Source organism: Pseudomonas sp. NFR09 (genome assembly GCF_900111535.1).
In the GTDB taxonomy this organism is placed as follows: domain Bacteria; phylum Pseudomonadota; class Gammaproteobacteria; order Pseudomonadales; family Pseudomonadaceae; genus Aquipseudomonas; species Aquipseudomonas extremorientalis.
Genome location: NZ_FOIH01000001.1, coordinates 743194 through 765721 on the forward strand (window position 1 = coordinate 743194; position 22528 = coordinate 765721).

General features: G+C 61.1%; 22 protein-coding genes and 1 pseudogene. 7 read left to right on the top strand and 16 right to left on the bottom strand.

What is annotated here, in order from left to right; all coding sequences use genetic code 11:
* Window positions 1-109 precede the first annotated feature (109 nt).
* Window positions 110-835, bottom strand: coding sequence for a peptidoglycan editing factor PgeF (pgeF, locus tag BMX59_RS03370; protein ID WP_093119931.1), 726 nt, complete (start codon window positions 833-835; stop codon window positions 110-112).
* Entirely contained in the window at window positions 832-1794 is a 963-nt protein-coding gene (gene rluD, locus BMX59_RS03375; protein WP_058423068.1) for a 23S rRNA pseudouridine(1911/1915/1917) synthase RluD, read from the bottom strand. Before rluD ends, pgeF begins: the two co-directional genes overlap by 4 nt.
* A 149-nt stretch (window positions 1795-1943) precedes the next feature.
* On the opposite strand from rluD, the gene BMX59_RS03380 reads away from it, so the two are divergent.
* Together BMX59_RS03380 and BMX59_RS03385 are read left to right on the top strand one after the other, a co-directional pair.
* Entirely contained in the window at window positions 1944-2969 is a 1026-nt protein-coding gene (locus BMX59_RS03380) for an outer membrane protein assembly factor BamD (protein WP_058423069.1), read from the top strand.
* 124 nt (window positions 2970-3093) lie between these two features.
* On the top strand, window positions 3094-3327 hold the full coding sequence (locus BMX59_RS03385; protein ID WP_092240641.1) for a PP0621 family protein: 234 nt from the start codon (window positions 3094-3096) through the stop codon (window positions 3325-3327).
* On the opposite strand, the gene thiO is transcribed toward BMX59_RS03385, so the two are convergent.
* From thiO to pilV, 5 genes are all read right to left on the bottom strand, one after another.
* The gene (gene thiO, locus BMX59_RS03390) at window positions 3314-4423 is read right to left on the bottom strand and encodes a glycine oxidase ThiO (protein WP_093119934.1); all 1110 of its coding nucleotides are present in this window, start codon (window positions 4421-4423) and stop codon (window positions 3314-3316) included. The genes BMX59_RS03385 and thiO overlap by 14 nt on opposite strands.
* Window positions 4424-4485: 62 nt before the next feature.
* The gene (locus BMX59_RS03395; RefSeq protein ID WP_093119936.1) at window positions 4486-4887 is read right to left on the bottom strand and encodes a type IV pilin protein; all 402 of its coding nucleotides are present in this window, start codon (window positions 4885-4887) and stop codon (window positions 4486-4488) included.
* 11 nt (window positions 4888-4898) lie between these two features.
* Window positions 4899-5429 (bottom strand): PilX N-terminal domain-containing pilus assembly protein, encoded by a 531-nt coding sequence (locus BMX59_RS03400; RefSeq protein WP_256572930.1) that lies wholly within the window; start codon window positions 5427-5429, stop codon window positions 4899-4901.
* Between the two features lie 7 nt (window positions 5430-5436).
* Window positions 5437-6144, bottom strand: a complete 708-nt coding sequence (locus tag BMX59_RS03405) for a PilW family protein (protein ID WP_092240635.1) — start codon at window positions 6142-6144, stop codon at window positions 5437-5439.
* Window positions 6141-6626 carry a type IV pilus modification protein PilV gene (pilV, locus tag BMX59_RS03410; RefSeq protein WP_092240633.1) on the bottom strand — a complete coding sequence of 162 codons (486 nt, stop codon included), beginning with the start codon at window positions 6624-6626 and terminating at the stop codon, window positions 6141-6143. Before pilV ends, BMX59_RS03405 begins: the two co-directional genes overlap by 4 nt.
* 193 nt (window positions 6627-6819) lie before the next feature.
* Between pilV and BMX59_RS03415 the strand changes: the two are divergent.
* Window positions 6820-7402 (top strand): annotated as a pseudogene (locus BMX59_RS03415) (GspH/FimT family pseudopilin).
* Here BMX59_RS03415 and ispH read toward each other — a convergent pair.
* The 6 genes from ispH to murJ all read right to left on the bottom strand — a co-directional run bounded on the left by ispH (window position 7356) and on the right by murJ (window position 14832).
* A complete protein-coding gene (gene ispH, locus BMX59_RS03420; protein WP_071491070.1) occupies window positions 7356-8303 on the bottom strand; it encodes a 4-hydroxy-3-methylbut-2-enyl diphosphate reductase in 948 nt (315 codons plus the stop codon). The pseudogene BMX59_RS03415 and the gene ispH overlap by 47 nt on opposite strands.
* A gap of 139 nt (window positions 8304-8442) precedes the next feature.
* Window positions 8443-8880: an FKBP-type peptidyl-prolyl cis-trans isomerase gene (fkpB, locus tag BMX59_RS03425; RefSeq protein ID WP_170856031.1), complete on the bottom strand. Its 438-nt coding sequence runs from the start codon at window positions 8878-8880 to the stop codon at window positions 8443-8445.
* A 7-nt stretch (window positions 8881-8887) separates the two neighbouring features.
* Window positions 8888-9397, bottom strand: a complete 510-nt coding sequence (lspA, locus tag BMX59_RS03430; protein ID WP_058423077.1) for a signal peptidase II — start codon at window positions 9395-9397, stop codon at window positions 8888-8890.
* Entirely contained in the window at window positions 9390-12221 is a 2832-nt protein-coding gene (gene ileS / locus BMX59_RS03435) for an isoleucine--tRNA ligase (protein ID WP_093119940.1), read from the bottom strand. The genes lspA and ileS overlap by 8 nt, the downstream gene beginning before the upstream one ends.
* A 14-nt stretch (window positions 12222-12235) precedes the next feature.
* A complete protein-coding gene (ribF, locus tag BMX59_RS03440) occupies window positions 12236-13174 on the bottom strand; it encodes a bifunctional riboflavin kinase/FAD synthetase (RefSeq protein WP_170856023.1) in 939 nt (312 codons plus the stop codon).
* A 119-nt stretch (window positions 13175-13293) separates the two neighbouring features.
* Window positions 13294-14832: a murein biosynthesis integral membrane protein MurJ gene (gene murJ / locus BMX59_RS03445; RefSeq protein WP_092240625.1), complete on the bottom strand. Its 1539-nt coding sequence runs from the start codon at window positions 14830-14832 to the stop codon at window positions 13294-13296.
* A 253-nt stretch (window positions 14833-15085) separates the two neighbouring features.
* Here murJ and rpsT point away from each other — a divergent pair, with 253 nt between their 5' ends.
* Entirely contained in the window at window positions 15086-15364 is a 279-nt protein-coding gene (rpsT, locus tag BMX59_RS03455) for a 30S ribosomal protein S20 (protein ID WP_016976313.1), read from the top strand.
* A gap of 176 nt (window positions 15365-15540) precedes the next feature.
* On the opposite strand, the gene BMX59_RS03460 is transcribed toward rpsT, so the two are convergent.
* Window positions 15541-16026 (bottom strand): FKBP-type peptidyl-prolyl cis-trans isomerase, encoded by a 486-nt coding sequence (locus BMX59_RS03460; RefSeq protein WP_027606858.1) that lies wholly within the window; start codon window positions 16024-16026, stop codon window positions 15541-15543.
* On the opposite strand from BMX59_RS03460, the gene BMX59_RS03465 reads away from it, so the two are divergent.
* The 3 genes from BMX59_RS03465 (at window position 16025) to BMX59_RS03475 (ending at window position 19394) form a co-directional block, all read left to right on the top strand.
* A complete protein-coding gene (locus tag BMX59_RS03465) occupies window positions 16025-16315 on the top strand; it encodes a DUF3565 domain-containing protein (RefSeq protein ID WP_102591632.1) in 291 nt (96 codons plus the stop codon). The genes BMX59_RS03460 and BMX59_RS03465 overlap by 2 nt on opposite strands.
* A gap of 79 nt (window positions 16316-16394) precedes the next feature.
* Entirely contained in the window at window positions 16395-18494 is a 2100-nt protein-coding gene (gene pta / locus BMX59_RS03470) for a phosphate acetyltransferase (protein ID WP_058423082.1), read from the top strand.
* Complete coding sequence (locus BMX59_RS03475) at window positions 18495-19394, top strand: acyltransferase (protein WP_092240623.1); 900 nt, start codon at window positions 18495-18497, stop codon at window positions 19392-19394.
* Between the two features lie 175 nt (window positions 19395-19569).
* On the opposite strand, the gene cysN is transcribed toward BMX59_RS03475, so the two are convergent.
* Complete coding sequence (cysN, locus tag BMX59_RS03480; RefSeq protein ID WP_092240621.1) at window positions 19570-21468, bottom strand: sulfate adenylyltransferase subunit CysN; 1899 nt, start codon at window positions 21466-21468, stop codon at window positions 19570-19572.
* Between the two features lie 9 nt (window positions 21469-21477).
* A complete protein-coding gene (gene cysD, locus BMX59_RS03485; RefSeq protein ID WP_005784641.1) occupies window positions 21478-22395 on the bottom strand; it encodes a sulfate adenylyltransferase subunit CysD in 918 nt (305 codons plus the stop codon).
* Window positions 22396-22528: the final 133 nt, after the last annotated feature.

The window sequence follows — 22528 nt, forward strand, 5'->3', positions numbered from 1 at the left end:
CATCCTGAATGAAGAAACCTGCCAGATACCCTTATAGATGGGGTGGGTTCTGGAAGATTCAAGCGCGCGACGGCGGATATGGACCGGGTTTGACCCAGATCAAAGGAGTCTAGCGTTCAAGCCAGACAAGGGAGGCAAAACGTCCGGTGCGAGGGCTACGCCGGTAGGAAAAGAAGCGTGGGTCGGTCACGGTGCAGTACCCTCCACCATAGACAGCAGTAACGCCGCGCGCAGCGAGGCGCAGGCGCGCGAGCTTATAGATGTCGGCCATGAACTTGCCTGGGTTGTGGCTGGGCACAAACGCTTCGGCAGTGATCGGCAACGGCTGCATGAAGGCTTGGCGTACTTCCGGGCCGACTTCGAAGGCTTGTGGGCCAATTGCCGGGCCAAGCCACACCAGTACGTCTTCAGGTTCGGCGCCGAGGCTTTCGAAAGCCGCTTCCAATACCCCTGCCGCTAGGCCACGCCAGCCAGCATGGGCCGCAGCCACGCGGGTGCCGGCGCGGTTGCAGAACAATGCGGGCAGACAGTCAGCGGTCATTGAGGTGCAGGCGATGCCAGGGGTGCTGGTCCAGCTGCCATCGGCTTCGGCAATGCGTGACGGGTCAGCCTCGACCACGCTTATCCCGTGGACTTGGCGCAACCAGGCAGGCTGAATATTAAATGCGTCGGTAAGACGGCGGCGGTTTTCGAGGACCGCTTCGAGGTTATCCCCAACATGATCGCCCAAGTTGAGACTGTCGAACGGCGCCAGACTGACGCCGCCCGCTCGAGTGGTGACGCAGGCTTTCACCTGAGCCGGCGCGGGCCAGTCAGGTATCAGCCAGTCACTCATCCGACAAACGCCTCGCGATCCTGCTTGAGCAGCGTCAACAACCAGACCAAATCGTCCGGCAGAGGCGATTCCCAGCTCATCCGCTTACCGCTCGTCGGATGATCCAATTCCAGGAAGCGTGCATGCAACGCCTGGCGCGGGAAGTTTTTCAGCGATTCAACCATGGTCTGGCTCGCCGCCGGTGGGATGCGGAAGCGCCCACCGTAGGCCGGATCACCGACCAACGGGAAGTTGATGTGTGCCATGTGCACGCGAATCTGGTGGGTACGGCCGGTTTCCAGCTTGACCCGCACGTGGGTGTGGGAGCGGAAACGTTCGAGTACTCGGTAATGGCTGACGGCCTGCTTGCCACCTTCCATCACCGCCATACGCTGGCGTTGCTGGCCGTGACGACCGATCGGGGCGTTGATCTTGCCGCCGGCTACCACCACACCAATCACGATGCATTCGTAGATCCGGCTGACGCTGCGGCTCTGCAACTGTGTAACCAGCTGCGTCTGCGCCTGAATGGTCTTGGCCACCACCATCAGACCGGTGGTGTCCTTGTCCAGGCGGTGCACGATGCCGCAGCGCGGGACATTGATGATGTCCGGCACATGGTGCAACAAGGCATTGAGCAGGGTGCCATCAGCGTGCCCGGCTGCCGGGTGAACCACCAGGCCTGCGGGTTTGTTGATGACCAGGATGTCGTCGTCTTCGTAGACGATATCCAGCTCGATGTCCTGGGCGACCCATTCTCCCTGGGCTTCCTGCTCGGCAGTCAGCTCAAGAATCGCACCGCCATGGACTATGTCTCGCGGGCGGATAACCGCTCCATCCACAGTCAGGCGGCCGTCTTTGATCCAGGCGGAAAGGCGCGAGCGCGAGTGCTCAGCGAATAATTGTGCGGCGACTTGATCGAGGCGTTGGCCGCCCAATTCGGACGGCACCTCTGCGCGAAGTTCAATTTTATCGGACATGCTCAGACTAGGCGTGGCACAGCCTTTGGTTTCGGCTGCGCGCTTGTGGTTAAATACGGCGTCTTTTGCCCCGAGGCTTTCAACGGGGCGCTCATCATAACAGGACGGCCCCGCCCAAGACAGCGGCCGTCATAGGGACGCAAGCCGCCATGCAAGTGAAACACCTGCTGCTGATCGCCATCCTCGCCATGACTGCTGCTTGCTCGTCAACAAAGGAAGTCGTCGACGAAAACCTGAGCGAAGTCGAGTTGTACCAACTGGCTCAGAAAGACTTGGACAATAATAGCTACACCAGCGCCACAGCGAAGCTGAAGGCCCTGGAGTCGCGCTATCCGTTCGGGCGCTATGCCGACCAGGCCCAGCTCGAGCTGATCTACGCCAACTACAAGAACGCCGAGCCGGAAGCCGCCAAGTCCGCCGCCGAGCGTTTTATCCGTCTGCACCCACAGCACCCGAACGTCGACTACGCCTACTACATGAAGGGCCTGACCTCGTTCGACCAGGACGTTGGCCTGCTGGCGCGCTTCCTGCCGCTGGACATGACCAAGCGTGACCCAGGCGCTGCCCGCGATTCCTACAACGAGTTCGCCCAGCTGACCAGCCGCTACCCCAACAGCCGCTACGCGCCGGACGCCAAGCAACGCATGATCTACCTGCGCAACCTGCTGGCTTCCTACGAGATCCATGTGGCCCACTACTACCTGACCCGTCAGGCATACGTGGCCGCCGCTAACCGTGGCCGCTACGTTGTGGAAAACTTCCAGGAAACCCCTTCCGTAGGTGACGGCCTTGCCGTGATGACCGAGGCTTACCAGCGCCTGCACCTGGACGAACTGGCCAGCACCAGCCTGGAAACCCTGAAGCTCAACTACCCGGACCACCCAAGCCTGAAAGACGGCCAGTTCGTGCCTCAGGTGGCCGAAGCGGACAACCGCTCGTGGCTGAGCAAGTACACCCTGGGCCTGATCGAATCCCGTCCACCGCTGCCGCCGGGCGAAACCCGTGCCAACCAGGACGTGATCAAGCAGTACCAGGACGCCAAGGACGCAATTCCTTCGGAGCTCAAGCCCCACGACGAGAACGGCGACGTGATCGAAGAGGAAGAACCGCAGGCCCTGGGCAATAACCAGGACCGTTCGTGGTTCAGCTACATGACCTTTGGTGTGTTCGACTGATTGCACCCGGCGTCATCAAGAAGGAGCCTTGCGAGGCTCCTTTTTTGTGGGTGGTATTATTGCGCTGTGCGCCTGGCACGTCCTTGGCTAAACTGGCGCATTCCTTGTCGAGAAACTGCCCATCATGCTTCGTCTACTGTTCTGGATTGCCGTCATTGCCGCCGCAGTATGGTTCTGGCGCAAGTTCAAAAGCCCGGCCGCCAGGCAGCAGCGTGCCAGCGAGCCCGACGCGGCCCTGATGGTGCGCTGCGCCCACTGCGGCGTGCATTTGCCGCAGGATCGCGCCTTGAGCTCACGCCAGGAGTGGTATTGCACCCAGGCGCACCTGGAGCAAGGGCCGAAATCTATCCAGCGTTGATCCGACCTTCCGGCGCATAAGGCGCAGGGTCGATGATCGGCGCACGTGCCAGTAGCAGGTCAGCAAACAATTGGCAGGACGCCGGCGCAAGCACCAGGCCGTTGCGGTAATGCCCGCAGTTGAGCCAGAGGCCATTGAAGCCCGGCACCCGGCCTATATAGGGAATGCCTTCCGGCGAACCGGGGCGCAGCCCGGCCCAATGTCCGGCCACCTCGGCGTCCGCCAGGGCGGGGATCAACTCCACCGCTGACGCTTTGAGGCTTTCCAGCGCGGTCAGGGTGGGGGTCTTGTCGAAGCCTTCATGTTCCAGGGTGCTGCCGATCAGAATGTGCCCGTCCCGCCGAGGAATCGCATAGCGGCCCTTGGCCAAGACCATGCTCGACAGGAAGTCCGAGGCACATTTGTACAGAATCATCTGGCCTTTGACCGGTTCGACCGGCAGCGACAGGCCCAACGTGCCGAGCAACTCACCGCTCCAGGCGCCGGCGGCCAATACGACCTGATCGCCGAAGATCGAACCATCAGCTGTGTTCACGCCCACGACATTACCCGCATCCAGGACAAAGCCAGTCACTTCGCACCGTTCATGAATGGTCACGCCAGGCAGCGCCAGCAGCGCGGCCTTGAGGGATTTGACCAGGCGCGGGTTGCGTACATTGGCGACATCGGCCATGTAGATCGCCTGGGAGTAGCCGCCACCCAAGACCGGAACGGCGTCATGAGCGGCCGACACGTCCACTTTGCTCAAGGGTCGGCCTTCACGCGCGGCCCAAGCCAGCGCTTCGGCTTCGTCATCCAGGTCCAGCCAGTAGAGCCCAGTGGTGTGAACCTCCGGGTCAACGCCCGTCGCAGCAAACAGACGCTGCGCCAGCTGTGGATAAAAATCCTGGGACCAATGGGCCAGGGCCGTGACCGCCGGGCTGTAGCGCCACGGATACAGGGGCGAGACGATGCCGCCGCCCGCCCAGGAAGACTCCTGGCCCAACCCTGCGCGCTCCAGCAGCACCACCGACTGCCCCTGCGTGGCGAGGTTGAACGCCGTCAACAAGCCGATGACTCCGCCACCGACAATCACTACCTGCTGTTGCTCTGCCATCATTTGATCCAGCCGATAAATAGGAACAAGCGCACCCGGCGCCCAATCGTCGAGCACCCTCATCATTGCCCCCAGCACAGCTTGCGCGACATCTCCGGCGCAGCGCCCGGGTTGGTTCGCGTGCCCGTGCCGGTCAGGCCGAAGTCACCGCAAGGATCGCCAGCCATCACCGAGTCGGTGACCGGTGTGGCCACCAGTTGGAAGTCCTGAGGGTTCAATGCAGCGGTGATTCTATAGTGATCATTGCCTGCACTGACGCCGCCTGCATCAATAAAACTGCCGTTCCTCGCATAAAAACGCTCCAGGTGCTGGGCTTGCTCGGTCAACAGCGCGACGATTTCAGCGCGATAGACTTTTTTCAGATAGCCGGTGTATCCGGGGTAAGCAATCCCGGCCAGAACCGCAATGATCATCCCGGCAATCAGTAACTCGATCAGGGTAAAACCCTGGCTGTCCATGCCCATTCCACTACTCCTTATTGAAGTTGTCGCCACGCCACTCGCCGAAAACGCGAGCCACCCTCCTCTTCTACCCGCGCATAGGTACTCTCCAGCACCGTGCGCAATTGCCCGTGCAGCCCGACTGCCGTCACTCGATACACCGCTGCAGGGATTTGCGCTGGCAAATGCGCGAGCCCTACCGCAGGCCCGAGGGATTGAACCCCGTATAAGCCGCCTTTCAGTGCCACCCAACTGATGCCTGAAACAGGGTCCACTCCAGGCCCGACCACCAAAAATGCCGCCTCCGGCGGTGCACAGTCGACGATCGATTGACATAACGGCAACGCTGCAAATGAACGCTGTATGGCAGATTCGCCGCGCCTCAGGCCACTCTCGGCACTTTGCAGCGACTGATTACGGTGCCAGAAACTACCGGCAATCTTTTGCTGAGTGAGCGCAGCCTGCATCGAGGACAAGCCGATCAGCGATAACAGCAGCAGCAACACCAGGCTGACCAGCAGCACCATGCCTGCCTGTCGTAGACGAAAACCTTCTGCAAGTGTCATGGCAGCCCTACCCCAGCCGGTTCCGCAGCGCCGCCACGACGGCGTAGGTTTGGTCTTTCACCCCGGCAGTCGGGTCTTGCAGCGTCATCACAATGCGCACGCTGCGTATCAAGGATTCGTCGGCCGGGCCGGCGTCGTAGCGCACCACCTCCGTTGACGCAGGCTTGGCCGACACGCCAAAACTGATATCGAACGCCTTCACGTTATCCACCAATACCGCCTTGGCGGGTGATGCAGGTGTACTGAATTTCAACTGCCCTGCTTCGAAGGTGTAGGTAACTTGGCGTAACGCAAAACGGATTTGCCCGGGTGCCGATGCCGGGGCGCTTCCAGCGTAGGCCTGGGCGCTGCCAGTGCAATCGGACAACACAGTCCAGTCAGGCGTGCCGCCCCCAACGGCGACATCCGCGGTCACCAGCGTCAGCGAGGTTGACCCACCTCCGACACGCCAAGCGACAGGCCGGTCAAAAGCGGGCGGGGCGTTGTCGATAAACGCTGTCGCCAGACAGCCGAACATGCCCGCCTGACGGATATCCTGGAGCAGCTTGCCCAGCACAAACCGCGCATCATCCTGCATCAACAAAGCGGCCTGCTGGCTGGCGTTGGTGGCCCTGGTGTTGATTGCCACCTGGCTGGCCCAGAGCACCAGTACCAACCCCATCGCCAAGGCCAGCAGCAACTCCATCAGGCTGAAACCTCGAACAAGACACCTCATTGCGCCACTCCCGGTTCATCGCGGATGCGACTGGTCAGGGTGAAGGTTTCCCGGGCGCCCGGCCTGCCAGTACCTCGACTGTCGTCCCAACTGATGCTGACCGTCACCTCGTCGCCACCGATCGACACCGAGCCTTTGGCGCTCTCCCCGGCAAAACCGCGAATGTTGGCCTCGAAATCATGCAAGTCCAGGTCGCGCACACTGGCGGCAACGTTGCTGGCCAAGGCACGCTCGGTACGCCCCCACGTGTAGTCGGCACCGGAATTGGCACGGATCCGGTCGAGCATATCGTAGGCAATGAAACTGGCCTGGCTGATCATCCTGGAACTGTCGGTGTACTTGAGCGCATTGAGCTGGATCACCGCCGCGCCAAGCAGGCCGATGGTGAGAATCGACACTGCGACCAGCACTTCGATCAGTGTCGTACCGGCTTGGTCGCGGGATAAGGCATTGGGCAAAAAGGGGTTCGTACAGGCAAGCATTACCGTCGTCATCCGTGTCGAGGTCCAAAAAAAGAGCAGTTAAAACCTGCTGTGCGGCCCAAGACTAGCGCCGGTTTTTCACCTGCGCTGCAACCGGAACAAAGGGAAATACTTTGGACATGAAGGCCATCATCCGCCCCCCAGACGGGACGCTATACCTAGGACTGCACCCAAATCCACGGAGGGATGGCCCATGCAACAACGAGGTTTCACCTTGATCGAACTGCTACTCGGGCTGATCCTGAGCGGCATCCTGGCCAACATGGCGCTGCCCAGCTTCAAGAGCCTGCTGGAATCACAGCAGCGACAGAGCGCGGCACATGCCTTGGCGCAAGGCCTGCGATATGCACGCACCGAAGCCATCGCACGCAACCGGGCGGTGGTTATTTATGCACTGAAGGACAATTGGGGCCTGGGGTGGCGGGTCATCGTGGACATCAGCGGGCGCGGCCCCCAGGACGATGACAACCCGGTGCTGCTGGAGCGCCAGGCCAGTGGGCAAGTGCTGATCGTGGGCAATGGGCCGCTCAAGACCCAGGTGCGCTTCAGCGGGCTGGGTGAACCCATCTTTTCAGGAGGAGGTTTCCGTGCCGGCACCGTGCATGTGTGTGCCACGGACCAGGCGCAGAGCCTGCACCAGGTAGTGCTGGCGCCCAGCGGGCGTATCAGCCTGCGCAGCGAGCGTGCCGAGCAGGCATTGTGCCGGAGTTGATCCGGCACACCGGGTCGTCACAGCAGCGAGCGAACCCGCAGCTCCTTGGGCATGGAGAACGTAATGTTTTCTTCGCGGCCAGCCAGTTCATCGGCACCGGTGGCGCCCCAGGCGTGCAACTGCTGGATAACGCCGCGCACCAGCACTTCCGGAGCGGAAGCACCCGCCGTGATGCCAATGCGCTCGACGCCATCGAACCAACTGCGCTGCATATCTTCGGCACCGTCGATCAGGTACGCCGGTGTTGCCATGCGCTCAGCCAACTCACGCAGGCGGTTGGAGTTGGAACTGTTGGGGCTGCCGACGACCAGGACCACATCACATTCGTCTGCCAGTTGCTTGACCGCGTCCTGGCGGTTCTGGGTGGCGTAGCAGATGTCGTCCTTGCGCGGGCCGCCAATGGCCGGGAAGCGACTGCGCAGCGCGTCGATCACGCGACTGGTATCGTCCATGGACAGGGTGGTCTGGGTCACGAATGCCAGGCGCTCGGGGTTCTGTACCTGCAGGTTGGCGACATCCTTTTCGTCTTCCACCAGGTAAATGGAGCCGCCATTGCTGGCATCGTACTGCCCCATGGTGCCTTCGACTTCCGGGTGGCCGGCGTGGCCGATCAGGATGCACTCGCGACCGTCACGGCTGTAGCGCGCGACTTCGATGTGCACCTTGGTGACCAGTGGGCAGGTAGCATCGAAGACTTTCAGGCCGCGGCCTGCCGCTTCGGTACGCACCGCCTGGGAAACACCGTGGGCGCTGAAGATGACGATCACATCGTCTGGCACCTGGTCGAGCTCTTCGACAAAGATGGCGCCACGTGCACGCAGGTCTTCGACCACGAATTTGTTGTGGACGACTTCATGACGCACGTAAATCGGCGGCCCGAAGACTTCCAGGGCGCGGTTGACGATTTCGATCGCCCGGTCCACACCGGCGCAGAAGCCACGGGGGTTGGCGAGTTTGATTTGCATGCTGTGCCTCGTGTCTTGCCCTGTAGGAGCGAGCTTGCTCGCGAAGAGCGTTAACGGCGTCGCGTCCATTCTGGTTAAACGCAGCGCCTTCGGGTCTTTCGCGAGCAAGCTCGCTCCTACAGTAGGCCAGAGTCGTCAGTTAGAGCGCTTTAACGTCGATGATTTCAACGTCAAAGGTCAAGGTTTTACCGGCCAACGGATGGTTGAAGTCGATGGTCACTTGCGCGTCATCAAAAGCTTTCACCACACCCGGCAGTTCGGTATTGGCCGCATCGTTGAAAATCACCAGCAGGCCTTCCGACAGGTCCATGTCCTGGAACTGCGAACGCGGGATGATCTGCACGTTTTGCGGGTTGGGCTGGCCAAAGGCGTTTTCCGGCTGGATCTGCAGGGTGCGCTTGTCGCCGGCCTTGAAGCCGAACAGGGCCGCTTCGAAACCCGGCAGCAGGTTGCCGTCGCCGACCTTGAAGGTGGCCGGGGCTTTGTCGAACGTGCTGTCGACCGTGTCGCCATTCTCCAGGCGCAGTGCGAAATGCAAAGTGACTTCCGTGTTCTGGCCGATGCGTTGCTCAGCCAATACCTGATCAGTCATTGACGGTCTCTCCGGTTTTCTTGCTTTTGAACATATCCAGCGCCAGCATGATTGCACCGACGGTGATGGCGCTGTCGGCGAAGTTGAACGCCGGGAAGTAATGGCGGTTCTGCCAATGCACCAGGATGAAGTCGATCACATGGCCCAGGGCAATGCGGTCATACAGGTTGCCGAGCGCGCCGCCCAACACCAGGGCCAGGGCGATGGCCAGCCAGGTGTCATCGCGACCCAGGCGCTTGAGCCACACCACCAGCACCGCACTGACCACCACGGCGATCAGGGCAAACAGCCAGCGCTGCCAGCCACCGCTGTCAGCCAGGAAGCTGAAGGCGGCGCCGGTGTTGTAGGCCAGGGTCCAGCTGAAGTAATCCGGGATCACCACGATTTGCTGGAACATCTGCAGGGAGCCTTCGAAATGAGCCTTGCTGACCTGGTCGATGACCAGGACCAGCACACTCAGTACGAGCCAGCCCAGACGTCCGAAACGACTGGCGTTAGGCATAGTGACGAACCTCGCCAGCGCCCGAGATGTTGTCGACGCAACGACCGCAGATTTCCGGGTGCTCAGGGTTCACGCCAACGTCCTCGCGGCAGTGCCAGCAACGGGCGCATTTAGGGAAGGCCGACTTGACCACTTTGAGCTTGAGGCCCGGCACTTCGGTGGCAACCGCGTCCGCCGGGGCCTGGGCGAATGGCGCCAGGCTCGCGGTTGAAGTGATCAGCACGAAGCGCAGTTCGTTGCTCAGCTTGGCCAGGTCGGCGGTGAGGCCGTCTTCGGCAAACAGGGTGACTTCGGCTTGCAGGTTGCCACCGACAGCCTTGGCCGCACGCTGTACTTCCAGCTCCTTGTTCACCGCAACCTTCACGGCCATCACGCCTTCCCAGTAATCGCGGCCCAGTTCGAAGTCAGCCGGCAGTTCGGTCAGGCCTTCGTACCAGGTATTGAGCATCACCGACTCGTTGCGCTCGCCCGGCAGGTATTCCCACAGCTCGTCGGCGGTGAACGCCAGGATCGGCGCGATCCAGCGCACCAGCGCTTCGCTGATGTGATACAGCGCGGTCTGCGCCGAACGGCGCGCCTTGCTGTTGGCGCCGGTGGTGTACTGGCGGTCCTTGATGATGTCGAGGTAGAAACCACCCAACTCCTGCACGCAGAAGTTGTGGATCTTCGAGTAGACGTTCCAGAAACGGTATTCGCCGTAGTTTTCCTGCAACTCGCGCTGCAGCAACAGGGTACGGTCCACCGCCCAACGGTCGAGGGCGAGCATGTCTTCGGCCGCCAGGAGGTCGGTGGCCGGGTTGAAACCGGTCAGGTTCGACAACAGGAAGCGCGCGGTATTACGGATACGACGGTAGGCATCGGCGCTGCGAGCCAGGATCTGGTCCGACACGGCGATCTCGCCCGAATAGTCGGTCGACGCGACCCACAGACGCATGATGTCGGCGCCCAGGGTGTCGTTGATCTTTTTCGGCTCGATCACGTTCTTCAGCGACTTGGACATCTTGCGGCCCGTCTCGTCGACGGTGAAACCGTGGGTCAGCAGTTCGCGGTACGGCGCATGGTTGTCGATGGCGCAACCGGTCAGCAACGACGAGTGGAACCAGCCGCGGTGTTGGTCCGAACCTTCCAGGTACAGGTCGGCACGCGGGCCGGTTTCGTGCCCCATCGGGTGCGAGCCGCGCAGCACATGCCAGTGAGTGGTGCCCGAGTCGAACCACACGTCGAGGGTGTCGCTGATCTTGTCGTACTGCGGCGCTTCATCGCCCAGCAGTTCGGCGGCGTCCAGCTTGAACCAGGCTTCGATGCCTTCCTGTTCGACACGCTGGGCCACTTGTTCCATCAACTCGACGGTGCGTGGGTGCAGCTCGCCGCTTTCCTTGTTCAGGAAGAACGGGATCGGCACGCCCCAGTTACGCTGGCGCGAGATACACCAGTCAGGGCGGTTGGCGATCATCGAGTGCAGGCGCGCCTGGCCCCAGGCCGGGACGAACTTGGTGTCTTCGATGGCCTTGAGCGAGCGGACACGCAGGGTGTCGCCATTGGTCGGCTCTTTGTCCATGCCGATGAACCACTGCGCGGTGGCGCGGTAGATCAGCGGGGTCTTGTGCCGCCAGCAGTGCATATAGCTGTGCTTGATGGTTTCGGTGTGCAGCAGCGAGCCGACTTCCGACAGTTTTTCGATGATCGAATCGTTGGCCTTGAAGATGAACTGGCCGCCGAAGAACTCCAGCGACGGTGCGTACACGCCGTTGCTCTGCACCGGGTTCAGGATGTCATCGTTGACCATGCCGTAGGCTTTGCAGGTCACGAAGTCGTCCACGCCATAAGCGGGCGCGGAGTGAACGATGCCAGTGCCGGCGCCCAGTTCAACGTAGTCAGCCAGGTAAACTGGAGACAGACGGTCATAGAACGGGTGACGGAAATTGATCAGTTCCAACGCGGAGCCGGTGGTGGTGGCGATGACCGACCCTTGCAGCTCGTAGCGGGCCAGGCAGGCTTCGACCATTTCTTCGGCCAGCACCAGCAGGCGGTCACCGACGTCCACCAGGGCGTAGGTGAATTCCGGGTGCACGTTCAGCGCCTGGTTGGCCGGGATGGTCCACGGGGTGGTGGTCCAGATCACGATGGCGGCCGGCTTGCCCAGGCTTGCCAGGCCGAAGGCCTCGGCCAGCTTGGCGTCGTCGGCGACCGGGAAGGCCACGTCGATAGTCGAGGACTTCTTGTCTTCGTACTCGACTTCCGCCTCGGCCAGGGCCGAACCACAGTCGAAGCACCAGTTCACGGGCTTGAGGCCCTTGAACACGAAACCGCCCTTGACGATTTCGGCCAAGGCACGGATTTCACCGGCCTCGTTCTTGAAGTTCATGGTCTTGTAGGGGTTATCCCACTCGCCGAGCACGCCCAGGCGGATGAACTCGGACTTCTGTCCTTCGATCTGCTCGGTGGCGTAGGCACGGCACAGTTCGCGGGTCTTATCCGCGCCCAGGTTCTTGCCGTAGGTCACTTCGACTTTGTGTTCGATCGGCAGGCCGTGGCAGTCCCAACCCGGGACATAAGGCGCGTCGAAGCCCGACAGGGTTTTCGAACGCAGGATCATGTCCTTGAGAATCTTGTTCAGCGCATGACCGATGTGAATCGTGCCGTTGGCATAAGGAGGGCCGTCGTGCAGGACGAATTTCGGACGATCCTTGCCAATCTCGCGCAACTTTCCGTACAGGCCAATACTGTCCCAGCGCTGCAGGATCTGCGGTTCGCGCTGTGGCAGGCCGGCCTTCATTGGGAAGGCGGTGTCCGGAAGGTTTAGCGTGGCTTTATAGTCGGTCATTTAAGGCTCTTCGGTTAGCGATGGGCGCTAGGTGCGGCTAGTGCACGGGCGGCGGCGACATCCGCATTGATCGCCGTTTTCAACGCCTCAAGGGAGGCGAAACGCTGCTCTTCACGCAGCTTTTGGTGGAAAACCACCGTCAAACGCCGGTCATACAGATCACCGGCAAAATCCAGCAGGTGTACTTCCAGGTGGGCCTTGCCATCACCTGCAACCGTGGGCCTGACGCCTATGTTGGCGACTCCCGGCCACGATTGGCCGTCGATGGCGACGCTTACCAGGTAAACCCCGGTCAACGGCACACGACGGCGCTTGAGTTGCACGTTGGCGGTTGGCGTGCCCAGTTGGCGCGCCAGCTTCTGGCCGTGCAGGACCCGTCCGGCAATGCGGAACGGGCGACCGAGCAAACGCTCGGCCAAGGCGAAGTCGGCGGCGGCCAGTGCGTTACGCACCTGGGTACTGCTCACGCGCAGGCCGTCCAATTCGACGGTTTGCGCGGCTTCGACGGTAAAACCCTGGTTGACGCCGGCCTGTTGCAGGAAATCGAAATCCCCGACGCGGTCGCAACCGAAACGGAAGTCGTCGCCGACCTCCAGATGCTGTACGCCCAGGCCATCGACCAGGATGCGGTCGACGAACTCGGCCGCACTGAGGCTTTGCAAACGCTGGTTGAAAGCCAGGCAGAGGACGCGGTCCACGCCCTCTTCAGCCAGCAACTGCAGCTTGTCGCGCAGACGGGCCAGGCGTGCCGGCGCAGTCTCGGGCGTAAAGTATTCCCGCGGCTGCGGCTCGAAAATCACCACGCAGCTGGGCACGCCCAACTCGACCGCACGTTCGCGCAGCCGGGCCAGGATAGCCTGGTGGCCACGGTGAACACCGTCAAAGTTGCCAATAGTGGCGACGCAGCCCCGATGCTCGGGGCGCAGGTTGTGGAGACCTCGAACCAGCTGCATAACGCGCTTCTTGCTCATAAAGTGGTCGATTATAACCACACCCGGCCCCGGACGACAGGCAACTGAACAGGCCAAATGGGTCGAATCGATAAAACAACCGTTTTATCGCGGCAAACTCTCTAACCCAGGGACTTGCGATTGAAATCCCGCAATCGGAAGCCTTGCAGCAGCAACATCCCGAAGTACACCACCACACCGGCAACGACCAGCGCACCCAGGCGCAGGAAGCGCTCCAGCATATGGCCCTCATCCCAAGCGGGCATGAAGTGCATCAACCCCAGCAACACAGCCGACATCGCCCCGACCGCCACCAGCAGCTTGAGGGTGAACAGGCCCCAGCCGGCCTGTGGCTGGAACATCTGCTGCTTGCGCAACTGGTAAAACAAAAGCCCTGCGTTGATGCACGCGCCCGCACTGATGGCCAGGGCCAGGCCGGCATGGGCCAGCGGACCGATAAACACCAGGTTGAGCAGTTGCGTGACGATCAGCGTGAAAATCGCGATTTTCACTGGAGTACGGATGTTTTGCTGGGCGTAGAAGCCTGGGGCGAGCACTTTGATCACGATGATGCCGAGCAAGCCGACGGAATAGGCGACCAAGGCATGTTGCGTCATCAGTGCGTCGTGGGCATCGAATTGGCCGTATTGAAACAGTGACACAGTCAGCGGCTCAGCCAGGATCCCCAAGGCCAGTGCGCATGGCAACACCAGCACGAAGCACAGGCGCAGGCCCCAATCGAGGATGCGCGAGTATTCCTGGCGGTCCTTGCTGGCGTAGGTGCGCGACAGGGTCGGTAACAAAATCGTGCCCAGGGCCACGCCGAGCACGCCGGACGGCAGCTCCATCAGGCGGTCGGCGTAGTACATCCACGACACCGAGCCCGATACCAGCAGCGAGGCGAACGCCGTGTTGATGATCAGGGAAATCTGGCTTACGGAAACACCCAGGATCGCCGGCAGCATATTGCGCATCACGCGCCATACGCCAGTGTCCTTGAGGTTCAGGCGTGGCAATACGAGCATGCCGATCTTTTTCAGGTGTGGCAGTTGGTAGAGCAGTTGCGCCAGGCCACCGGCCAATACGGCCCAGCCGAGCGCCATCACTGGCGGGTCGAAGTACGGCGTGAGAAACAGCGCGAAGATGATCATGCTGACGTTCAGCAGGGTCGGCACGAAGGCTGGCACCGAGAAGCGGTTCCAGGTATTGAGGATCGCCCCGGCCAGGGATGACAGGGAGATCAGCAATATATAAGGAAAGGTCACTCGCAGCAGATCAGTGGTGAGCGCGAATTTTTCCGGGGTATTGGCAAAACCGGGGGCCGTGGCCCAGATCACCCAGGGGGCGGCGAGCATGCCAAGGATGGTCACCAGCATCAGCACCAGGGTCAACAGGCCGCAGACGTAGGCGATGAAGGTGCGGGTGGCTTCTTCGCCTTGCTGGGTCTTGTACTCGGCCAGGATCGGCACGAATGCCTGGGAGAAAGCACCTTCAGCGAAGATCCGCCGCAGCAGGTTGGGCAATTTAAACGCAATAAAGAAGGCATCCGTGGCCATGCTGGCGCCAAAAATGCGCGCCAGCAGGGTGTCACGCACAAACCCCAGGACCCGGGAGATCATCGTGATAGAGCTGACGGCGGCCAACGATTTGAGCAGATTCATTGAAAGAGTTTGCGCCTTTAGATAAAGAGCAGGCGTACAAAGCGCCCACTTATGCGATACTGCGCGCCTGCAACAGCACAGAGCCAAAGCTCGCGAGTTTACAGGTCAAGCGCCGGAAATAAATCACCCGCCTCTTCAGATCGACCACTCAGCAGTTCGCATCAGCCGCCCTTGACAACCCATCAAGTCATCGGCATGATTCGCGGCCTATTTTGTTTGCTATTTCCTAAAAAGTCTTTCGAGGAGCTCGACGGTGGCCAACACACCTTCCGCCAAAAAACGTGCAAAACAGGCTGAGAAGCGTCGCAGCCACAACGCCAGCCTGCGTTCCATGGTTCGTACCTACATCAAGAATGTAGTTAAAGCCATCGACACCAAAGACGCTGAAAAAGCCCAAGCTGCTTACGTTCTGGCTGTGCCAGTTATCGACCGTATGGCCGATAAAGGCATCATCCACAAGAACAAGGCCGCTCGCCATAAGAGCCGCCTGAATGGCCACATCAAGGCTCTGAGCGTTGCTGCTGCAGCCTAAGTGGTAACAACTGCCACGCAGCCCCGGTTGCGAAACAGTTAAGAAATGCCCCGTACCGAAAGGTCCGGGGCATTTTTGTTGTGGGAGGTGGCAAGCCCCCTCCCACATTTTTTCAAGCGCAAAAAAACGCCCCGAACCAGTCGGGGCGTTTTTGCTACCGATTGATCAAACCATAATCAATGGTGGTGACCGCCTTCACCGTGAACGTGGCCGTGGGCCACTTCTTCCTGGGAAGCGTCGCGGATGGCAACGATCTTCACTTGGAAGTTCAGGCGCTGACCAGCCAGCGGGTGATTGCCGTCGACGGTGACGTCGTCGCCGTCCAGATCACGGATGGTGACGATCTGCATTTGGCCGTCCGGCGCGGAAGCGTGGAACTGCATGCCCACTTCCAGCTCGTCGACACCTTCGAACATGCTGCGGCTCAGGGTGCTGACCAGTTCGGCCGAGTACTCGCCGTAGGCATCTTCAGGTTCTACGGCAACGGTCAGCTCATCACCGACGCTCTTGCCTTCCAGGGCCTTTTCCAGGCCTGGGATGATGTTACCTGCGCCTTGCAGGTAGACCAGCGGCGCGCCGCCGGCTGAGCTGTCGATGACCTCACCAGCGTCGTTGGTCAGGGTATAGTCGATGGAGACAGCCTTGTTAGCGGCGATCGTCATGGGGCGAGACCTTTTGCATAAGAATGAAGAACGGACAAGTCTAAACAAGGATTTGCCCGAAAGCGAACAGAACCCGGACAGACGGGACCGATCAACGGCATCCTTCATCATCGGGTTCCACCAGGACGACGACCAGCACTGGGTTGCCGAGCTGTCCTGCGGCCACACCCAGCACCTGCGCCACCAGCCGCCGTGGCAGTCACGCGCCTGGGTACAGGACCCCGCGCAACGTATTGAAAAAATAGGCCAGCCCTTTGCCTGCGGCTGGTGTGCGCGGGAGCGCGAATAACGATAACCTTGGCGCCTGATTCGCGGTAGACGCTCAGCCATAGAGCGCCACCCAAGCCATGCACCTCCAGAGAATCCGCATGCAGACTTTTTTTATCGCGCCCACCGATTTTGGTGTGGGTCTGACCTCCATCAGCCTTGGGCTGGTGCGTACCCTCGAACGGGCCGGACTGAAAGTCGGTTTTTTCAAGCCGATTGCCCAGCCGCACCCCGGCGACACCGGCCCCGAGCGCTCCACCGAACTGATAGCGCGCACTCACGGCCTCAAGCCGCCGCAGCCGCTGGGCCTGGCCCACGTAGAGCGCATGCTCGGCGACGGCCAGCTCGACGAGTTGCTCGAAGAGATCATCACGCTGTACCAGCAAGCCGCCGTGGGCAAGGACGTATTGATCGTCGAAGGCATGGTACCCACCCGCAGCGCCAGCTATGCGGCGCGGGTCAACCTGCACCTGGCCAAGAGCCTGGATGCGGAAGTGATCCTGGTGTCTGCCCCGGAAAACGAGGTGCTCACCGAACTCTCAGGTCGCGTGGAATTGCAGGCCCAACTGTTCGGCGGCCCGAAAGACCCGAAAGTGCTCGGCGTGATCCTCAACAAAGTGCGCACCGACGAAAGCATGGAAGCCTTCTCGGCTCGCCTGAAAGAACATTCGCCGCTGTTGCGCAGCGGTGATTTCCGCCTGCTCGGCTGCATTCCCTATCAACCGGAACTCAACGCACCGCGTACCCGCGACGTGGCCGACCTGATGGGCGCGCAGATCCTCAACGCCGGCGACTACGAAACCCGGCGCATGACCAAGATCATCATTTGCGCGCGCACCATGCGCAACACCGTGGAGCTGCTCAAGCCCGGCGTGCTGGTGGTGACCCCCGGCGACCGCGACGACATCATCCTCGCCGTCAGCCTGGCCGCGATCAACGGCGTCCCCCTGGCCGGCCTGCTGCTGACCAGCGACACCCTGCCCGACCCACGCATCATGGAGCTGTGCCGTGGCGCGTTCCAGGCCGGGCTACCGGTGCTGTCGGTGAGTACCGGCTCCTACGACACCGCCAACCAGCTCAACAGCCTCAACAAGGAAATCCCGATTGATGACCGCGAGCGCGCGGAAATCATCACGGATTTCGTTGCCAGCCACCTCGATGCGCGCTGGCTGCACCAACGTTGCGGCACACCACGGGAAATGCGCCTGTCGCCGGCGGTGTTCCGCTACCAGCTGATCCAGCGCGCCCAGGCTGCCAACAAACGCATCGTGTTGCCCGAAGGCAGCGAGCCGCTGACCGTGCAAGCCGCCGCGATCTGCCAGGCGCGGGGCATTGCCCGGTGCGTGCTGCTGGCCAAGCCGGCTGATGTGGAAGCGGTTGCCCGCGCCCAGGGCATCGAATTGCCCGAAGGCCTGGAGATTCTCGACCCGGACCTGATCCGCCAACGCTATGTCGAGCCGATGGTGGCGCTGCGCAAGAGCAAAAGCCTCAACGCCCCCATGGCTGAGCAACAGCTGGAAGACACCGTGGTGATCGCCACCATGATGCTCGCACTGGATGAGGTGGACGGCCTGGTGTCTGGCGTCATTCACTCCACCGCCAACACCATCCGCCCTGCCCTGCAGCTGATCAAGACCGCACCGGGTTGCACCCTGGTGTCATCGGTATTCTTCATGCTGTTCCCCGAGCAGGTGCTGGTGTACGGCGACTGCGTGATGAACCCGCACCCGAGCGCCGCCGAACTGGCGGAGATCGCCCTGCAAAGCGCTGACTCGGCGGCTGCGTTCGGCATCACCCCGCGCGTGGCGATGATCAGCTATTCCAGCGGCGATTCGGCCAGCGGCGAGGAAGTGGAAAAAGTCCGCGAAGCTACCCTGCTCGCCCACGAACAGCAAAGCTCGCTGCTGATCGACGGCCCGCTGCAATACGACGCCGCCGCCAACGAAAACGTGGCCCGGCAATTGGCCCCCAACAGCCAGGTCGCCGGCAAGGCCACAGTGTTTGTGTTCCCCGACCTGAACACCGGCAACACCACGCACAAGGCCGTGCAGCGCAGTGCCGATTGCGTGAGCCTGGGGCCGATGCTCCAGGGCCTGCGCAAACCGGTCAACGACCTGCCGCGCGGCGCCCAGGTGGACGACATCGTGTACACCATCGCACTGACTGCGATCCAAGCCGCCAACCGACCTATGGATATCTAAATGCTGGATTTTCTACCTGCCGCTGTGCGCGGGGTGATCGCGTCGCTGTTGTTGGCGCTGAATACGATCCTGTTGTGTTCGTTCCTGTTTATCGTGGCGTTGTTCAAGGCCTTGCCGTTTGCCAAGCGCTTCAGCGAATGGCTGATGAACCACACCCATGAGGCCTGGGTGACCAACAACAAGGGCTGGATGAACCTGGTACGGCGCACCCGCTGGCACATCACCGGGCTGGAAGGGCTGGACTACCAGCACTCGTACCTGGTGACCAGCAACCATCAGAGCTGGGTCGACATCATGGTGCTGCAATACGTGCTGAACCGGCGGATTCGCCCACTGAAGTTCTTCCTCAAGCAGGAGCTGATCTGGGTGCCGGTAATTGGCCTGGCGTGGTGGGCGCTGGGCTTCCCGTTCATGAAGCGCTACACCAAGCCCTACCTGGAAAAACACCCGGAAAAGAAAGGCAAGGACCTGGAAACCACCCGCAAGACCTGTGCGAAGTTTCGCGACAACCCCGTGGGTATTTTCAACTTTGCCGAGGGCACGCGGTTTACTGCCGGTAAACATGCCCAGCAGAAATCGCCGTTCCGCTACCTGCTCAAGCCCAAGGCCGGAGGCATCGCGTTTGTGCTGGATGCCATGGGGGAGCAGTTGAAGTCACTGGTGAACGTGACCATTCACTACCCGGCTGGGCGCCCAGGTTATTGGGATTTGCTGTGCGGGAATGTGCGGGACGTGGTGGTGCACTTTGAGGAAGTGCAGATTCCGGCTGAGTTCATTGGCAAGAATTATGAGCAGGATGGGACGTATCGGTTGGCGTTCCAGGGGTGGATCAATCGGTTGTGGGAAGACAAGGACCAACTGCTGGAAAAGCTGCACAAAGACTTCCCAGGTAAACAGTGATCAAAATGTGGGAGCTGGCTTGCCTGCGAAAGCGGTGGATCTGTTGTAAATATATCAACTGGCAGGCCGCTATCGCAGGCAAGCCAGCTCCCACATTGGCAGTGTGCACATTTGTTAATAGGTAAAAAGCCCGCCACCGATCACTCGGTGGCGGGCTTTTTCGTGGCCGCGAGGGTTAGATCGCGCCGCGCTGACGCAACAGCTCCAGCACTTGCTTGACGCTCTCTTCCAGCGACAGGGCCTGGGTGTCGATCACCAGATCGGCATTCAACGGCACGTCGTACGGGAAGGATTCGCCCGGGATGTTATCCCCACCGGCCGCGTACAGGCCTTGCGGATCACGCTCGGCGCACACCAGTGGCGAGGCCTGCACATAGACGGTCAGCAGGCGATCATCGCCGATCAACGCCTTGGCCTGTTCACGGCCTTCGGCATCCGGCGCAACGAACGCAGCCAGGGTCAGCAGGCCCGCTTCGTTGAACTGACGCGCCACATGCGCGGCACGACGCCAGTTCTCGGTGCGACCGGCACGGTCCTGCGGCAAGCCCCTGTTCAGGTCGTGGCGCAGGTTCTGGCCATCCAGCACAAATACCGCACGCCCCATGTCGAACAGCCTGCGCTCGACCGCATAGGCCAGGGTGCTCTTGCCGGCGCCAGACAGGCCGCTGAACAGTACGGTCGCCGGTTGCTGGCCGAAGCGCAGTGCGCGCTCCTCGGTGGCGACATGCGCAAGGCTGCCGTGTTGCGCAGAGCCGCCATGATTGACCGGCGGCGCGATGATCATGCCCGCAGCCACCGTGCCATTGGTCAGGCGGTCGATAACAATGAACGCGCCAGTGGTGCGGTTGCTGTCGTAGCCGTCCAGGGCGATGGCCGCATCAAGGCTGACCTTGACCCGGCCGATCTCATTCAACTGCAACGAACTCGCCGGGCCTTCAGCCAGGGTGTTCACGTCCACGCGATGCACGATGCTGGTGATGGAACCCGGCACGTAGCTGGTGGCGCGCTTGATGTCGTACTTCTTGCCCGGCAGCATCGGTTCTTCGGCCATCCACACCAGCATGGCGTCGAAGGCGTCGGTCACTTGCGGCACGTTGTCGGCATGTACCAGCAGGTCACCACGGGAGATGTCGATCTCGTCTTCCATGGTCAGCGTCACCGCTTGACCAGGGCCGGCGTGCTCCAGCTCACCTTCGAAGGTGACGATGGATTTGACGCGACTGCTCTTGCCCGACGGCAGCACCACGACTTCATCGCCCTTGTGCACGATGCCGCTGGCCAGGGTGCCGGCGAAACCACGGAAGTTCAGGTTCGGACGGTTGACGTACTGCACCGGGAAACGCAGGTCGGTGTAGTTGCGATCGTTGGCGATCTCGACGGTTTCGAGGATCTCCATCAGCGACTGGCCGGTATACCAGGGCGAACGCTCGCTCTTGTTCACCACGTTGTCGCCCTTGAGCGCCGACATCGGCACAAAGGCCAGGGTGCTCGGCTTGAAGGCGATACCGTCGGCGAACTTCAGGTAATCGGCCTTGATCTGCTCGAATACGCCTTGGTCGAAGCCATTGATGTCCATCTTGTTGACGGCCACCACGATGTGCTTGATGCCCAGCAACGAGGCGATGAAGCTGTGACGACGGGTCTGGGTCTGCACGCCATAGCGCGCGTCGATCAGGATGATCGCCAGGTCACAGGTGGAGGCACCGGTGGCCATGTTGCGGGTGTACTGCTCATGGCCGGGGGTGTCGGCGATGATGAATTTGCGCTTGGCGGTGGAGAAGTAGCGGTAGGCGACATCGATGGTGATGCCCTGCTCCCGCTCGGCCTGCAGACCGTCGACCAGCAAGGCCAGGTCGATGTCGTCACCGGTGGTGCCGGATTTCTTCGAATCGCGGGTGATGGCTTCCAGGTGATCTTCGTAGATCATCTTGGAGTCGTGCAGCAGGCGCCCGATCAGGGTGCTCTTGCCGTCGTCGACGTTGCCACAGGTCAGGAAGCGCAACATTTCCTTGCGCTCGTGCTGGCCCAGGTAGGCGAGGATGTCCTCGCTGATCAAATCAGATTGATGCGACATGACAGCCCCTTAGAAATAGCCTTGACGTTTTTTATCTTCCATCGAGCCGGCACCATCGTGGTCGATGACACGGCCCTGGCGCTCGGAAGTTCGCGTCAGGAGCATTTCCTGAATGATGTCCGTCAGCGTCTCGGCTTCGGACTCCACCGCGCCCGTCAACGGGTAGCAGCCAAGGGTACGGAAACGTACTTTCTTTTTGACGATTCGGGCTTTGTCTTCGTCGGACAGGTGCTCGAGGATGCGGTCGTCGTCGATCATGATCAACGTGCCGTTCTTTTCGATCACTTCACGTTCGGCGGCGAAGTACAGCGGCACGATTGGAATGCCTTCCAGGTAGATGTACTGCCAGATGTCCAACTCGGTCCAGTTGGACAGCGGAAACACGCGGATCGACTCGCCCTTGTTGACGTTGCCGTTGTAGACGTTCCACAGCTCGGGGCGCTGGTTCTTCGGGTCCCAGCGGTGCTTGCTGTCGCGGAACGAGTACACGCGCTCTTTGGCGCGGGACTTCTCTTCATCGCGACGGGCACCGCCAAAGGCTGCGTCGAAACCATGCTTGTCCAGGGCCTGCTTGAGGCCTTCGGTCTTCATGATGTCGGTGTGCTTGGCGCTGCCGTGGGTGAAGGGGTTGATGCCCTGCGCCACGCCGTCCGGGTTGACGTGGGTGATCAGGTCCAGGCCCAGCTCTTCGACCATTTTGTCGCGGAACTTGTACATCTCCTGGAATTTCCAGCGGGTGTCGACGTGCATCACCGGGAACGGCAGCTTGCCCGGGAAGAAGGCTTTGCGCGCCAGGTGCAGCATCACGGCGGAGTCTTTACCGATCGAGTAGAGCATCACCGGGTTGTCGAACTCGGCGGCGACCTCGCGGATGATGTGGATGCTTTCCGCCTCCAGCTGTTTCAGATGCGTCAGTTTGTCGACCATGGTTACTCACGGAAAAACGATCTTATGGACGGCCAGCGGGCCGTGTTCGAGCGGGGCATGCTAGCACAGCACCTGCTTCTATTCAGGCGGCCTACTAGACCGAAACGGTATATGAATATGCCCCCAGGTTTGG